This window comes from Borreliella mayonii, assembly GCF_001945665.1.
GTDB classification, from domain to species: Bacteria; Spirochaetota; Spirochaetia; order Borreliales; family Borreliaceae; genus Borreliella; species Borreliella mayonii.
This window is the reverse complement of record NZ_CP015793.1, coordinates 1-14,693: the sequence shown is the minus strand read 5'-3', so window position 1 is coordinate 14,693 and position 14,693 is coordinate 1. Positions and strand designations below refer to the sequence as shown.

10 protein-coding genes and 2 pseudogenes are annotated in these 14,693 nt (G+C 24.2%); 6 read left to right on the top strand and 6 right to left on the bottom strand.

Features of this window, described 5'->3' with window-relative positions:
- Window positions 1–1,267 precede the first annotated feature (1,267 nt).
- Together ade and Bmayo_RS07350 are read left to right on the top strand one after the other, a co-directional pair.
- A complete protein-coding gene (ade, locus tag Bmayo_RS06010; protein WP_075552731.1) occupies window positions 1,268–2,914 on the top strand; it encodes an adenine deaminase in 1,647 nt (548 codons plus the stop codon).
- A 559-nt stretch (window positions 2,915–3,473) separates the two neighbouring features.
- Window positions 3,474–3,959: an MFS transporter gene (locus Bmayo_RS07350; protein ID WP_075552730.1), complete on the top strand. Its 486-nt coding sequence runs from the start codon at window positions 3,474–3,476 to the stop codon at window positions 3,957–3,959.
- 1,111 nt (window positions 3,960–5,070) lie between these two features.
- Here Bmayo_RS07350 and Bmayo_RS07520 read toward each other — a convergent pair.
- From Bmayo_RS07520 to Bmayo_RS07610, 5 genes and pseudogenes are all read right to left on the bottom strand, one after another.
- On the bottom strand, window positions 5,071–5,256 hold the full coding sequence (locus Bmayo_RS07520; protein WP_338024408.1) for a CRASP family complement regulator-acquiring lipoprotein: 186 nt from the start codon (window positions 5,254–5,256) through the stop codon (window positions 5,071–5,073).
- A 114-nt stretch (window positions 5,257–5,370) separates the two neighbouring features.
- On the bottom strand, window positions 5,371–5,502 hold the full coding sequence (locus Bmayo_RS07515; RefSeq protein ID WP_338024407.1) for a hypothetical protein: 132 nt from the start codon (window positions 5,500–5,502) through the stop codon (window positions 5,371–5,373).
- Between the two features lie 1,178 nt (window positions 5,503–6,680).
- Window positions 6,681–7,388: a CRASP family complement regulator-acquiring lipoprotein gene (locus Bmayo_RS05990; RefSeq protein WP_075552729.1), complete on the bottom strand. Its 708-nt coding sequence runs from the start codon at window positions 7,386–7,388 to the stop codon at window positions 6,681–6,683.
- A 1,283-nt stretch (window positions 7,389–8,671) separates the two neighbouring features.
- Window positions 8,672–9,123 (bottom strand): annotated as a pseudogene (locus tag Bmayo_RS07615) (virulence associated lipoprotein).
- 210 nt (window positions 9,124–9,333) lie between these two features.
- Window positions 9,334–9,465: a hypothetical protein gene (locus Bmayo_RS07610; protein ID WP_420807322.1), complete on the bottom strand. Its 132-nt coding sequence runs from the start codon at window positions 9,463–9,465 to the stop codon at window positions 9,334–9,336.
- Between the two features lie 339 nt (window positions 9,466–9,804).
- Here Bmayo_RS07610 and Bmayo_RS05980 point away from each other — a divergent pair.
- The 4 genes and pseudogenes from Bmayo_RS05980 (at window position 9,805) to Bmayo_RS05965 (ending at window position 12,641) form a co-directional block, all read left to right on the top strand.
- Window positions 9,805–10,347 (top strand): annotated as a pseudogene (locus tag Bmayo_RS05980) (P52 family lipoprotein).
- 183 nt (window positions 10,348–10,530) lie between these two features.
- Complete coding sequence (gene eppA / locus Bmayo_RS05975) at window positions 10,531–10,725, top strand: exported protein A EppA (protein WP_235633212.1); 195 nt, start codon at window positions 10,531–10,533, stop codon at window positions 10,723–10,725.
- 82 nt (window positions 10,726–10,807) lie between these two features.
- Entirely contained in the window at window positions 10,808–11,050 is a 243-nt protein-coding gene (gene eppA / locus Bmayo_RS05970; RefSeq protein ID WP_235633211.1) for an exported protein A EppA, read from the top strand.
- A 697-nt stretch (window positions 11,051–11,747) separates the two neighbouring features.
- The gene (locus tag Bmayo_RS05965; RefSeq protein WP_075552728.1) at window positions 11,748–12,641 is read left to right on the top strand and encodes a P12 family lipoprotein; all 894 of its coding nucleotides are present in this window, start codon (window positions 11,748–11,750) and stop codon (window positions 12,639–12,641) included.
- A gap of 970 nt (window positions 12,642–13,611) precedes the next feature.
- On the opposite strand, the gene Bmayo_RS06930 is transcribed toward Bmayo_RS05965, so the two are convergent.
- Window positions 13,612–13,752 carry a hypothetical protein gene (locus tag Bmayo_RS06930; protein ID WP_158512890.1) on the bottom strand — a complete coding sequence of 47 codons (141 nt, stop codon included), beginning with the start codon at window positions 13,750–13,752 and terminating at the stop codon, window positions 13,612–13,614.
- Between the last annotated feature and the right edge of the window lie 941 nt (window positions 13,753–14,693).

Genomic DNA, 14,693 nt, shown 5'->3' with positions numbered 1-14,693 from the left:
AAAATTAATTTATTTGTCATATATATTATAAGATATTTGGACGTATGAAATTTTTATATAATAAAATGCCAAGTTACAAAACAAAGTATATTGAGATTAAATAAACTTGTGTTAATTGTTATATTTCGTATGATATAAATATAATACAGCTGTTAATCTTAAAAATTATTGTTATTATAAAAAAATAAAAGCCAAGACAGTTACATAAGTTAAGCTAGTTAAAGCAATTAAAATTCATCATGGAGTAAAGCAAGAAGTTATTTCTATAATCTTGTGTTTAGGGATAGCATACAATTATTTAAAATTTTGAAATATTGAAAAAATCATTTTTAAATTATATTTTATTTTGTTATTATTATTTATTACTTATAATAAGTTTATATTATGGCTTTAAGGATTTATTATGGAATCATTTTAAGGGCTGTATTTATGAAAATAATAATATTAATATAATATTCTTATGAAAAATTCAAGAGTGAGCCATCTAATCAATATAATTTTCCATTTAAAAATGCTAGCTGGTCTATATTAAAGAAAACACTTGCTGATAATGTAGAAGAATTTAAAATAGCTAGAAGATGTTTGTATGCAGTTTTAGATTACAATTAAAGTGAGTTGAAAGAACTAGGATTAATTTTAAATTTAGATGTATATAGTATTAAGAAGATTGCTAATAAAATAATGCAAAATGCGGGTATAGAATTTTAATTTATATTTGAGGCAATAATTAGATTGTTGCTTGCTAAAAAAAATAACTTAATGTTATTAGATATTCCTGATCTTAAAAGGGTTTAAATTTGTCTTGAAAATTTTTAGCTTTAAGAACAACTTTTAAAGGACTTGTTAAGTGATTATTAAATGATTATATTAGTAATAAAGATTTCATAAAGCCTTAAAATAGTAAAATTGGGAGATTATTTAAACAAAGTTTTTTCAGAAGTTATTTTAAGTATGGATAAAACCCTATAAATTTAGAACAAGAGATTGGAAATATTATTGTTATTTAATTTCAAATAAAGAGAATTAAAATTATTTTTTCTTTTTTATTGTAAAAACAATTTTCTTTTAACCGCTGGTAATAACTCCTTGTTTATTAATTTTTCTCCAAAAATTATCTTTGATTTTTATTGTATACAACAAATATCGGTGTTTTTTTATTCTAAGTATAATTGCAATTAAATATAACGACACTTTGCACTATAATTGAAGTTGAAAATTTTAAGTTAGAGTATATTATGAACAAAAAGTTTTTAGGAGGGAATAAATAATGGATTTATTTAAAATTGAAGCCAATTATATTGATATCTTTAATAAAGAAATTTATCCAGCTAGTATAGCAATTGCAAATGGTCATATTGTGAGTATAGAAAAAATTAATACAAAATTGGATGAATATGTGCTGCCAGGATTTATTGATTCACATATACATATAGAGAGTTCTTTTCTTATTCCGTCAAACTTTGCTCATTTAGTAGTTCAACATGGCACTGTAGCGACAATAAGCGATCCTCATGAAATAGCGAATGTTAATGGTATTGATGGCATTAATTTTATGATAAATAATTCTAAAAAAACCGAGTTTAAAATTTTTTTTGGAGCTCCTTCTTGTGTGCCCGCTTTGTCGTCGGAATTTGAAACCTCGGGATATGTATTAAATGATAAAGATATAGATGAGTTGATGGAATTAGATGATATTTACTATTTGGCTGAAGTAATGGATTTTAAAGGCGTGATTAACAAAGATGTTGGAATTATAAATAAAATAAATTCTGCATTAAAGCGCAATAAGGTTGTTGATGGGCATGCTCCTGATTTGTCCTCCAATTCAATTTTAAAGTATGTGTCTTCGGGGATTAGCACTGATCATGAATGCTTAACAATAGAAGATGCAAGATATAAATTATCTTTGGGCATGAAAATAATAATTAGAGAAGGAAGTGCTGCTAAAAATTTTGAATCTTTGCATCCCTTGATTAGTGAATGTTCTAAAAAATATTGTGATTCTTTAATGTTTTGTTCTGATGATGTACATCCAAATGATATACTGCATGGACATATTAATTTAATAGTAGCTCGCGCAATAGAGTATGGGCACGACTTTTTTGATGTTTTAAAAATAGCATGCATTAATCCCGTTTTACACTATAAAATCCCAGTGGGATTATTGAGAATAGGGGATCCTGCTGATTTTATAATTACTAAAGACATTAAGACATTCAAAATAGATAAAACCTATATTAATGGCAAATTAGTGTTTAATGATGGCATATCATTAATTCCATTAATAAATGAGATTCCTATAAACAATTTTAATTGTAGTCAAAAATCTATTTTGGATTTTAAATTTTCCACTAAAAATAAAATGATTCCAGTAATCAATTGCATCAGCAATCAAATTATTACTCATAAAACCATGATTGATAGCAATTTATTGGCTCCAGATTTTCAATCTAATATTGCCGAAGATATCTTAAAAATAGCTGTAATAAATCGATATAAAGACAATAGTAAAATTTCTATAGGATTTATAAAAAATTTTGGAATAAGAAAAGGTGCCATAGGGAGTACAGTTGCTCATGATGCTCATAATATTATAGTTGTTGGAACTAGCGATGAATACTTGTGTAAAGCGGCAAATATAATTATCGAAAATAAAGGAGGTTTATGTGCTTTAAACAATGAAAAAACGATAATAATGAAACTTCCCATTTCTGGATTAATGAGTACTCTTCCAGCCAAAGAAATAGCTTCACAATATATAATATTAAATGATTTTTGTAAAAATGTTTTAGGCTCGCAGCTTGATGACCCTTTAATGACTTTATCTTTTATGTCTTTAACGGTGGTTCCCCATTTAAAGATAAATGACAAAGGATTGCTTGATGTTGATTCTTTTTGTTTTTTAGATTATTAATAATTTCAAATTATTATAAAAAGGCGGTAAAGGATTAAAAAATTAATTGATAAAATTTCCCAATACTTTTTTCTAAATTGGCGATAACATTGCGGTGTTATAAGCATTTTCTTTTGGCAAGGCTCTGTTAAAAAAAGAAAATGACAAAGGTGTTAAAAATTAAATTATTAATCTAATAATTTAATTTGATTATTCATTAAGAGCCGTCCTATATTTTGATGTATATTTAAAAGCAATAATAGCAATAAGATAGGAATTTAAATATTAAAAATAATAATTTTTATTAAAATCAAAAAAGTAATCTTTTTTAAAAAGCAATAAGGTAACTTATTCATATTTAATAATACAGTTTTATTAAAAATATACTAAGTTGCATCATGTGATATTGTGTTTTACAAACACTAATATTTGCATTTTTTCTTTTAATAGAATTGCTGATAGTATTAATGGATTTTGGTTTTAAAACTATATAATTACATTGATTATTATTATTGTTGATATTATTTTTGCCTTAACAATAAATCTAAAAAATTAATTTTTTAGATTATAATAAAGATTTATGATAGAAAGCAAACATTATTTTTATTCCTTATTTTTGTTAGAACTTGCAAGAACTTTGCCGCATGCTGTATTAACTATTATTTTAATAAACAAGGGTTTATCACTAAAAGATATTACTATGGTACAAATTTGTTATATGGCAGCAATTATTATTTTTGAATTTCCATCAGGCATAATATCAGATATTTTTGATAGAAAAATTGTTTACTTGGTATCAATTTTTCTATCAATGGCTTCTTATTTTATTGTTTTTGAAACTTCTTCATTTGTATTTATTTGTGTTTCATGGTTTATATATGGGATGTCGGCTGCTATTAACGGTACGATTGCCATTAGCTTTACCAAAATATATCAAAATAACTCAAAAAAGCTAAAAGCTTTTATATCATTTACAAAAATAATCCTAAGTATTGATGCTATTTTAGGAGGATACATCGGAAGTGTACTATATTCGTGCATTGATATAAAGATTTACCTAATTTAATTATTAATATATTTTCTAGCGTCTTTAATTACAATTTTTTTTATACCAAATGATAAAAATACAGATCATAATCATAGTAAAGAAGATTTAATTTTGTATCTTTATAAAGTTTAAAAAAATTATAATAACATTATTAAAATCCAAAGAACTTTTAGAATTATTTATTTTGATTGGCTCTATTCAATTTTTTTATCAACCCTTTTATTTATACTAGCAAGCAATTTTTATTGACAAACCCATATCTATTAGTATAATTGGAATTATCTATGTGCTATTTCGTTTATCAGATATTTTGAGAGCATGGGTATTTAGAAAAATTAAAAATTCAAAATATGATATTTATTTTATTTTAACCATAATATCTTTATTATCAGTTTTAATAAAAATAGTTTCGCATATTTACATATTTGTTGCAACAATCACATTTTTAGTAATTTTAATTGCTATTTATTCTAATAATTTAGAATACTTTTTAAGAAAAAATATAGATTCAAAGGTTTTAGGAATTATAACTTCTATTAATAGTATAATATCCTGTATATTTTCATTTTTAGCATTAGCCACATGTTCGGTTTTAACTAATTTTCTAAGTGCTATAAATAACATTTGTTTTATTAATACTTATTTTTTTGTACATTATCTATTATTGTGGTGTATAAATTTAGAAATAATAGAAAAAGCTGAAAAATAGATAGATTATAGTTTGCGTAAGATTAAACCGTATATCTTTTATCATTCATCTCTATAAATGATAAAAGATTCTTTGTTTAATGAAAGTAAAATAATTTTTAACCTATAATTTATATGAACTGTAAATAGATGTAATTAAATTAATTTATCGGGTTTAAATATATTTTTTATTATATCTGTGAAAACTCTTTCAGTAGAAAGGAATGCAAGAATTTCTAAGCCAAAAACAATATTAATACTAATAATTACTCAAATAGATAAAATATTTTTTCACATAAACTTAAATATACTGTTTTTAAATTTTTTTAATAAACTTTAAAAGTTAAATTTAAGGGATATATGTTGACACTATAAGTCTTGTAGATTTCTTGCTTCTGCAGCTTGTTGTTTAAATTCATTGGCAAATTTACTTACATGGGGTTTAAGCCCCATTGATGTCTGTTTGTATAAGATCTTTATTGTTTTTATAATCCAATATAAGTTGTTTTGACATTCCTGAGACACTTTTTATGATAGATAATATTTTGTCAACCGAATTTTTAAGCGTCTTTAAATCTGAAATATCTAGCTTGTCTAGATTGTCTTTTTTGGGGTATAGGTCGGTCACTTACTATGTCAAGAACTTCTCCAAGAATGCTAAAGCTACTAAATGTTCCGTATATTGGGCGCTGCTTCATAATAATATCAGAGAATCCCTTTAATTCATCAATATCCAGTGTGCTTAAAATAGTATAGGTACGTCTCTAAATTTTATAGATCTTTCGGTGTTGTCAGATAGTCTTTCAGTCCCTTCTCCCCAATTCAATTTCCAAAAAGCCTCTACTCCGTATTTATTTTCGGGTTCTTCTTCCATTCTTTTTATATACTTTTCTTTATGCGCATTAATTGTTTCGATTAAATTTTTAAAATCATTAAGTAGTGTGTTTTTTAGTTCTTCCTCTTCTTGTTGTTTTTTCTTAAGTTCTGCTTCTTCTTGCCTTGATTCTTCTATTTTAGGCTTTGATTCTTCTGTAGGTGGATATTTAATATCTTTTTATTCAGTGTTAAAATTTGGATTGCAAGCTAAAAATAGGAAAATAAATATATTTGCAATTATATTGTATTTCATAAATACTCTCCTTTATCTAATTAAATATAAATTATTTAATTAATGAAATTAAATAATTTATTGCAGCTTGAACTGTTTTAGAATCTATTCTATATATCCACTATTAATTTTTACCAAATTTGTTCATTTCCAAAATAGCATATTTCATTTGTGAAGTAGATTCTTAATATTTATTTTTTCAAAATTCAAAAACTTTGAGAGCATAAATAATCTTTATAGGATACTTTTGTAAAGCAAATAACGTTGTGCATTTGATTACTTCTATCATTTGCACTTTTTTATTATTTTTTATTTGATTGTAATTTTACAAAAAATTAGGAGTATTTAATGTACTTATTTATAAATTGTTTGCTACATTTTTAAAAATTTAATTTTTATAAATTAATATACTAATTTAGTAATACCGGTTCAAAAATTTAGATATACTTGATTATTTTAATAAAACAAGTGTACTATTCTTTCAAGCTTTTTGCAGATTCTTTAATTGTTCTTAAATCCTTTATCCTTTTAAGATATTTTTCAGTTTTTCTAAAAACCCCTCTGGTTCATTTAAATCTTAGATTTTAATTTTGGCAGTTTCCAGAATACTTTTGAAGCCAATAAACATTATTTATTAAATTTTATCTTTTAATGTCTATTTAATCTTTTCGAAATTAACAGTAAAGATTTTTATTTTATAAGTAAATCTGTTATTGGGTTTGTTTTATTATTAAAATAATTGGTTTTGAAATTTTTATTTTTTTTAAGGTTTAATTATTTACCATTTCTTAATTAATTTCAAGTATAATTTGTTTTTATGTTTGTGTAAAAATTTTAATGTGTTTGATTAAAGTAATATTAACAAGGGTTTAATAAACTTTTTTATTAGACCCATATATTTAAAGGCCTAATTTACTTTAACCCCTGTATTAATAAATTTTTATTTATAATGCTGGAATAGGTATTGCTAATATGGTTTTTTTCAGACTTCTAACCTTTTGAATTTTTTCATTAAACTGATTAAATATTGTATTGAAATAGGATTCTGATTTAGAATCATCCGTTTTTATAGAACCGTTATTGTTTTGATGATCTAATAAGGTCTTTTTTATGATTGTTGAAAAAAAATTCCTTATAGAAAACAATTGTTTAAGAGAATTTTTGATCTTTTCTAAATCCATGGTATTTGCCTTATCCAAGGTATCTTTTTTTGAGTCTAGGTGATTAATTATCTGTTCCAGATTAAGTTCTAAAATTGCTATGCTATTTAATACTTTGCCTGGTGATAGTTTTGGTTTATTAAATATTGTTGCAAATTGATCAAATTCATCATCTGTTAAAAAACTATTTATAAAGTCGTAAGCTCTTTTATCTATTTCAAAAACTTTCTCCCCATTTTTACCATCTACAGGGCTTTGATCCGTTGGCTCAGTTTGTTGTAGTTTGCGTTTGTCGATGCTTTCTTTAGTTGCTGATATTAAATTTTTTATCTCATTAATATATTCGTTTTTTGTTTTATAAACATGTTTTGTTTTATCAACATGTTTTGTTTTATCAACATGTTTTTTTATTTCCTTTTCAATGTCATGGTTGGCAGTACAGCTGGTTAAAAGTAAAAAAACATAGATAAATAAAATTATTTTGTTTTTCATAAAAACATTCTCCTCAATTGGTATAGATTAATTGTAGTCTTATATTAGAGAATATACAATAAGCTTAACAGAATAAAAAGATACTTTTATTAGGTTAAATAAGTAATTTTTGATAACAAAAGTGTGGCATTATAGGCTTTTAATTTTATAAGTTTTAAGATATTTTTAAAGTTTTTTAAAACTTTATCTAAAAAACAAGATCCCACCCAGCTTTATTGCTAGGATTAAATTTGTATTATTTTGGGTTTTTATAATAATAAACATTAATAATGCTTATCTTCTTTCTATGATAAACTTTTTAAGAAAATCTTCAAATTTTTTATAATAATCAAATTTATAAAGTTTTTGTTTATATTTTATATAAATCCTATCAGTTCAATTTTATTATTTATGCCACTATGGTAATTTTTTGTAACTAACTTTTATATATTTAATATTCTATTTTAGATAATGTTCTCAATATTATAAATAAGCTTATTATTATCTATGATTGAAAGTCAAACCATGAAAAACAAAAATGCTTTAAAAACACAGAAAATTAAATTAGATAAGTACGGTAAATATATTAAAGGGAAATTTTATTTTATAATAAAGTAAATGGTATGCACAAATAATTTACAAGAATTCAAACTAATATCAAATAACTTTGTTATCAAGAATGCCTGAAAAACTAAAATAATATATTAGGTTTTTAATTTTTTGTTTAATACATAATAAAAATGTAGTAGTAGAGAAAGTTGCTTATAATGAATATTACATTTCAGTAGTAGGGCAGCGCTTGGATATTGGCAATAAAGAGCTTATCAATTAAAGGCATTCAAAAATGGATGTTTTGGGGAAAGTATTGATGATTCAGTTTCCATAAAGCAAACTATGTAGCAATTATGATATTAAAAATATCATTCTAAAATCAAGCAATATTATTGTGGACTTGTAGGTAGTTGTAATCGATTTGCATGATAGAAATATAAAATGCAACTCTAAATTCTAAGTCTTCTTCTTATGAAAAAAATAAAAACTAAGGCAAAAATCGTCTGAAGCAAGGCTTATAGGATTTATATTCGCGCTGTTGGATTGCTGTTTTTGTAGAGCTTAAAAAGCCATCATGGGATGAGATAATAAGCTATTTCGATAATCAGTGATTATAAAAATAGCAGTTTACTACAACTTAGGCCTATCTTTAATAAAAGATAGGCCCTTACATTATGACAATTTCAATCTATAATAGATAAATTAAAGGTTCTCTATTGAACATATGTCATTTTTTAGCTTTTCTGCTTCTTCTATTTTTTTGTCAGTTGATTAAAAAGTATGTTTGCATGAGATTTAAGTTCATTTGCATCTGTTTGTATACGATTTATATTATTTTTATAGTCTAATAAGAACTTGTACAGCATTTCTGAAGCGATTTTTTTGTCTCTAAAAAATTTTCCAAAGAATCTTTAAGCCTTTTTAAGGCCGAAATCTCTGATTTTTCTAGATTGTCTTTTTTGGGATGCAGAAAATTAACTATCTTTTCAAAAGCACCTCCAAGTGAGTTAAGATTGTTAAATATTCCTTGTGTTTGGCCTGATGCCATTACAATTTCTGAAAAATTCTTTAAGGCATCGTCATCAATAGCATTTAAGATGCTATAAGCTCGTTTTCTGTAGGTTTTAGATCTTTCGGTATTTGAGGATAACTGTTCACTTGTTCCGTCTAGCCAGAACAGCTCTTTTGAAAGCCAGTATTCCATATTGGTTTGAAGATTCTTCTTTCAATTTTTGTACATATTTATCATTATCTGCTTTAGCTTTTTCTATTAAATTTCTTAAATCATCAAACAGTGTGTTTTTTGTTTGGGTATTAATGTCTTCTTCTTTTTTGGAGCTTGCTTCTTGATTTGAGAATTCTTCTTGATTTGGGTTTATTTCTGTTTTAGGGATTAATCCTTTTTTGTTGGATTTTAGTATTTTTTATTAGATTTTAACCCTTTTTTACTAGATTGACACTTCATATTTTTTTGATTAGTGTTAAAATCTGGATTGCAAGCTAAAAATAAAAAAACAAATAAGCTCGCAATAATGTTATATTTCATAAATATTCTCCTTAATTAAAATCTAAGATTTATAATCTAATATTAAATAGAATATAATATTGTGTTATATCCAATATTTTTATTGTGAAAAGGTTTATATTATTTTTATATGTGTTAATAATTTTTTTATTAAGCGTAATTATTATACTCTTATATAAAAATAGAATGCTTTGGTATTTATAAATCTTGGGAAAAGATAAAATTGGTGTAAGCTTGCACATTATGTTTGTTAGTTCTAGTGTAATCTATCTTATTAGTAAAACTTTTTAAGTTTGGCAAGAATAGTTCTTTAATAAATTTCTATAGTTTATTTTGGTATTCAGATGAGCAAGGGTATATATGAAGACTTCGTTTAGAATTTGTATAATAATATTAGCCCTAATTTTATTGGGTTGTTATTTGCCTGATAAACAAGAACAAGCTGTTAAAACTTTTTTTGATAGATTTTAATGATTTAGAAGATTGTGGTATGCGCGCTGATGATATATTACTGAGGGCAAATTTTCTAATTTAAAATTATACGCATCTGAACATCGTTTGCTGGATAATATAAAGAAGACTCTCTATAACTTAAAATATGGCAGTTATCCGGAGATACCCCCATTGCCTGACTATAATGAGAAGTATTTTGACAAATTCTTTTTAGATTTAGGTTCTGGGTGATCTAGAGAATTGATTAGATTGTTTGGTGGGGTAAAAAATGATCATAATAATAAATTTAAAAATAAAGTGTATTTTTTGTATTCATGTATAAGAGAATCATATTCTTCAGATATTAAGTATTCTGGCGAAGATTCATATGAATATATTGTTTTTATGCCCAGACCTACTATTGATCAACAATATTTTAAATTAAAAAAAGAAATAGAAAGGGTGTTTTAAGATAATTAACCTCATTTATTAATTTTAAGATAATTTTGATTTTTAATATTAATGTCTTAATTCTTCGAAAAGCCGCAATTAAACAGGGTTTATGAGAAGTCGGAATTAAAGAAAAAGGTATTTTTTTTAAGATGCCGTTGATATCATTGGATATCTTAAAAAAATAAATTAATAAACTCTGAAATGCCTGTATTCAAGCAGTTTGAGGCAATAACTAATCTTATAGATGGTGATCCAGATCAAATTTTTGATTATTTAATACAATTAGATTCTGATAAAATTGATTATGCTAAAAAATATGGAGACAAAGTTAGAGATAAGTTTGAAGAATCTTATTCTAAAAATAAAGTAAATACGATACGGTTAAACAAATATTAGAACAAGTTTTAGCTGACTTACCTAAAGATTAAGTAGTAAATAATAAATCTGTAGAGTTTTATATAAAAAAATAAGTTTATTTTTGCTTTTAATCTTTAATTTAAATGCTGGCATAGATATAGATAAGCTTAGAAAAGAGCGTAAAGAACATAATTATGCAAAAGCCAAAAAAACTTTTTCTAAAGAAGATTTTATCCTGCTTGATAAAATATTAGATAATTATGATTTTAAAAATGAATATGATAAAAGTGTATCTTTTGCCTATGCCCCAATAATTAGGGGGCGGTTAAGAAAATTGGAATTAAAGAAAAAAGCACGTTTTTAGATGCCATTGATGTCATAGGTTATCTTATAAAATATGAAAATATATGGGGGGGAGTATTTTTCACTATAACAATATGAAATAAAGATGGGGGTTGTGGGCTTAAAATACAGCTAGCCCTAGCTTAGTATTAATGTTGAAAATTTAAAAAAATCAAAACAAAATATTTTTACATTTTTTTATCTTCTAGGTTTAAAATTTTTTTACTTCAAAGAATAAATTCCGTGTTTTAAGTTACATAATAAATAAGTAGGAATTACTTTTATAGCACTATTTTATTTATAAATTTGGTATATTTAGGTACAAAATCCATGGCTTAAATATAATCAGCTCAAATAAAGCAGTTGATTTAGTTTTTACTTTTTTATATCTTAATTATCTACGGTTTCATTTGTTTTAAGTATCCTTTTAAATCTTATTAAAGATAAATAAAAAAATAAATTTTATTTTCTTTTGGATTTAATAAAAATTTGCATAACACCTGCTTTTAAACATAGTGCATATGTAGTTTATTATATTTAAATTAAAAAATTGAATAATTCAATAATCATTGATTATTGAATAGTAATTCACGATTTATTGGATATTTTATGAATGATTAATACGTAAAAAACATTTTTATAGAAAAATTGTAATTTAAATATAATGATATATTATCATTATAATGATAATTATTGATTAGTGGAAAGGTGGATATTTTATGATAAAAAATTTGTTTTTATATATACCATTAATTGTAGGATTGATGTCTTGTAATCTGGATTCTAAATTATTAGACAATAAAGAACAAAAAAATAATAATGGTGGTGCAAAAAGGGTTTTGGACAGTGTTCAAAAAGATGCTTTTAATAATTTATATAGCAATCAAAAAGAGCAAAAAGATTTTACTAAAAATCTTGGAGAGCAAGAATATAAAAATTTAGCTATTCCCGTAAAACCTGCGATGATGAATTCAGGATCATTTGATAATGAAGTTGGTATATCAAACATACCGATTAAGCAGGATCAAAAAAAAGAGATAAAAGAAGAGGATTTAATTCCTTATACTAACGAAGAAAAGAAAGCAGATGAAGCAATTAAACGTTTAAAGAATGTTCTTGAAAACTCTAAATTTTCTGAATTAATTGGAAAAGCGTGTGAACTCAAAGATGAATACACTTTAATAGAAACTGATTTGTCTGATGTGAAAGAAAAGATTAAAAATAAAAAAATGTCACTAATGGGAAATCATAGGGAAAATAGAGATAAGATAAATCAACTAACACAATTGCAAAATAATTTAAAGATAGATATTAAACTTGAGAAGCTTCTAAATAATATTGATATTGCAGAAAATATAATAAGATCTGCTGCTTTATTTTTTGATAGCGCTCAGAAAAGGCTAAAAGAAAGTATTATTAAAAGATTAGAGAGTAAAAATAATAAATATTATGCATTAGCATTATCTAGACAAGCTCTAATTGACGCAGAAAATGCTTTGAGCAATTTAGAATCTTTTTCTTTTAGAAGAATTGAGGCAATAGGGAAAAAAGAAGAAATAAAAAAAATTATTAAACATGCAAAAACTGTTTTAGCAAGTCTCAATAAAAAATAATTCTCCATTTATAATTTCTATGGAATTTAGGTGAAGGTAAACTTGTAAAGTAAAGTGAAGTTTTTATTTCTTTATGAGAAAGATATACGAAAATGATATTAAGTAAAATAACATTAGTAACAAAAAGCTTAGATTGCTGAACATTTTTAAAACTTATTAAAGTTATTAATTATTTTATGGGATATAAAAAAATCTATTCAACTTTTAATCGATTAATTAAAGCCCTTAATAATAAGCTAAACATATTTTTATCATGAACTCCAATTTGTAAACTTCCATCATTATTTTTGCATGATACATTGTTTTATCATTTTCTACTTCAATCTTTATAAAACTATATTTACTGTTGCATTGAATAAATGGTTTTTCTATTTTTATATACTTAAACACTTCCCATATTTAATTCCTGTATAGCTCTTTTAACATTAAAGAATTTTTTCTCTTTTTATAATTTATAATAATTCATAATAATACGTATCAAATATAAAAGAAGAAAAAATTAACAAAAAAACAAAAAACTATACACATATTATAAGTTGCAATCAAGGTATTTGTCTTTTTAGAAGACATATTCAACTCTAAATTCTCTTCTATTAATTCTTTCAATGTTCTTGTTCTATACGAAAGAAAACTAGCAAGTTCCTCAATATTTCGAATTCTTTGAGGTATAGTGCTCAAAAATTTATTTAATATATTTATAATTTTATTTACTTTAATGTCGTTAATCTTAAAGCTTAGTTTTTCAAGATCATGTTTAAATATTAATACTTCTCTTTCTATAACCTCTTATTTTGTATTAAAACAAACTCAATATAGTTTGTAAGTATATTATATTACCTGAAAGTTCTTTATATTTCCTAATCTGCTTACTTTTTAGATTTTCATCTAGGTTTTGTTCAATTCTTTTAACTTCAATATAGCCCAATATACTTTCATTTATTTAAACTACATAGTCAGGAGATCTAAGCCCCTATTTACTTCGCCTAGGTTCATGTTGAATAGTAATATATAGACCTGGGTTTAGTTTATTAAGTAAATTTTCTAAATTAGTTCTATCAGGATGCTTTGTTTTATCTTCTAATTCTGCAGTTTTTAGGTTAGAAATATACAATATACATTTACCAAAAAAAACAACCCAAAAATTAACGCCAACATTGACAAGTAATAAATTTCTTAAATTTTGTAATTTTTAGAAATAATTTATTGCAAATCAAAAATAAATTATTTTGTTTTATAGATATTTACTCAACATAGCTAAAGCATATATTATTTATTTTAAAAAATCTCAAGTTTTTTGATTAAAAAAATACTACTTTGTCAAATTGACATAAAAATATATATGATACTACTACGTATGCACAGCATGTGATATTTACAGAATAATTGACAAACTTATCAAAAAAGAGAGCAAAAAAGTTGATTGCGGATCCATACAGCGTGATATAAAAATGCTTAATGTAGCCGAATTTAATCCAAACTAAACTAAAAAAATTTAAAAGATATAAAATTGGACATAAAAGTGTTATATATTACATAAAAATATAGAACTTATAATAAAGCACAAAGATATACCTTAGAAGTATCTTGGCAAAATTTGACTGAAAAACCCCCAAAAAAATGGATAAATAGCAGACAATTTTGACGAAAATATAATTCTATTATTAGTAAAGAAGAAGGAACTTGATGGTATTTATTTGCTAATATTATTTTACTTTCTAATTCAAAAGATGCTGGCTTTTTATAACTTCTTCTATATCAGTGGGTTGCAAGATGAAATATTCGGAATACAAAATGAACCAATGTCTGGAAAATCCTTTATATAACCAATATGTATAAGTGGAATTTTAAATACAAAATTTATTAACTAAGGAAAAATAGCAACTAATTATCCACTGTAAACACCGTTGATACTGGTTTAATTTTTGTTTTAAAATTATTAGAGAATAATGTTACTAAAACATTTTCTTTATAAGATCTAGTTTAAATGGCCTTATTTATTAATTTTATTTTTTCTTTAATCTTATATGGCTTAATACTAATTAAAAATATTTT

Bases quoted from the DNA above. Each gene is read 5' to 3' on its own strand.
- eppA (WP_235633212.1), top strand. From the start codon at position 10,531: ATGCCTGTATTCAAGCAGTTTGAGGCAATAACTAATCTTATAGATGGT.
- Bmayo_RS05990 (WP_075552729.1), bottom strand. From the start codon at position 7,388: ATGAAAAACAAAATAATTTTATTTATCTATGTTTTTTTACTTTTAACC.
- Bmayo_RS07610 (WP_420807322.1), bottom strand. From the start codon at position 9,465: ATGAAATATAACATTATTGCGAGCTTATTTGTTTTTTTATTTTTAGCT.
- ade (WP_075552731.1), top strand. From the start codon at position 1,268: ATGGATTTATTTAAAATTGAAGCCAATTATATTGATATCTTTAATAAA.
- Bmayo_RS07350 (WP_075552730.1), top strand. From the start codon at position 3,474: ATGATAGAAAGCAAACATTATTTTTATTCCTTATTTTTGTTAGAACTT.
- Bmayo_RS05965 (WP_075552728.1), top strand. From the start codon at position 11,748: ATGATAAAAAATTTGTTTTTATATATACCATTAATTGTAGGATTGATG.
- Bmayo_RS07515 (WP_338024407.1), bottom strand. From the start codon at position 5,502: ATGGAAGAAGAACCCGAAAATAAATACGGAGTAGAGGCTTTTTGGAAA.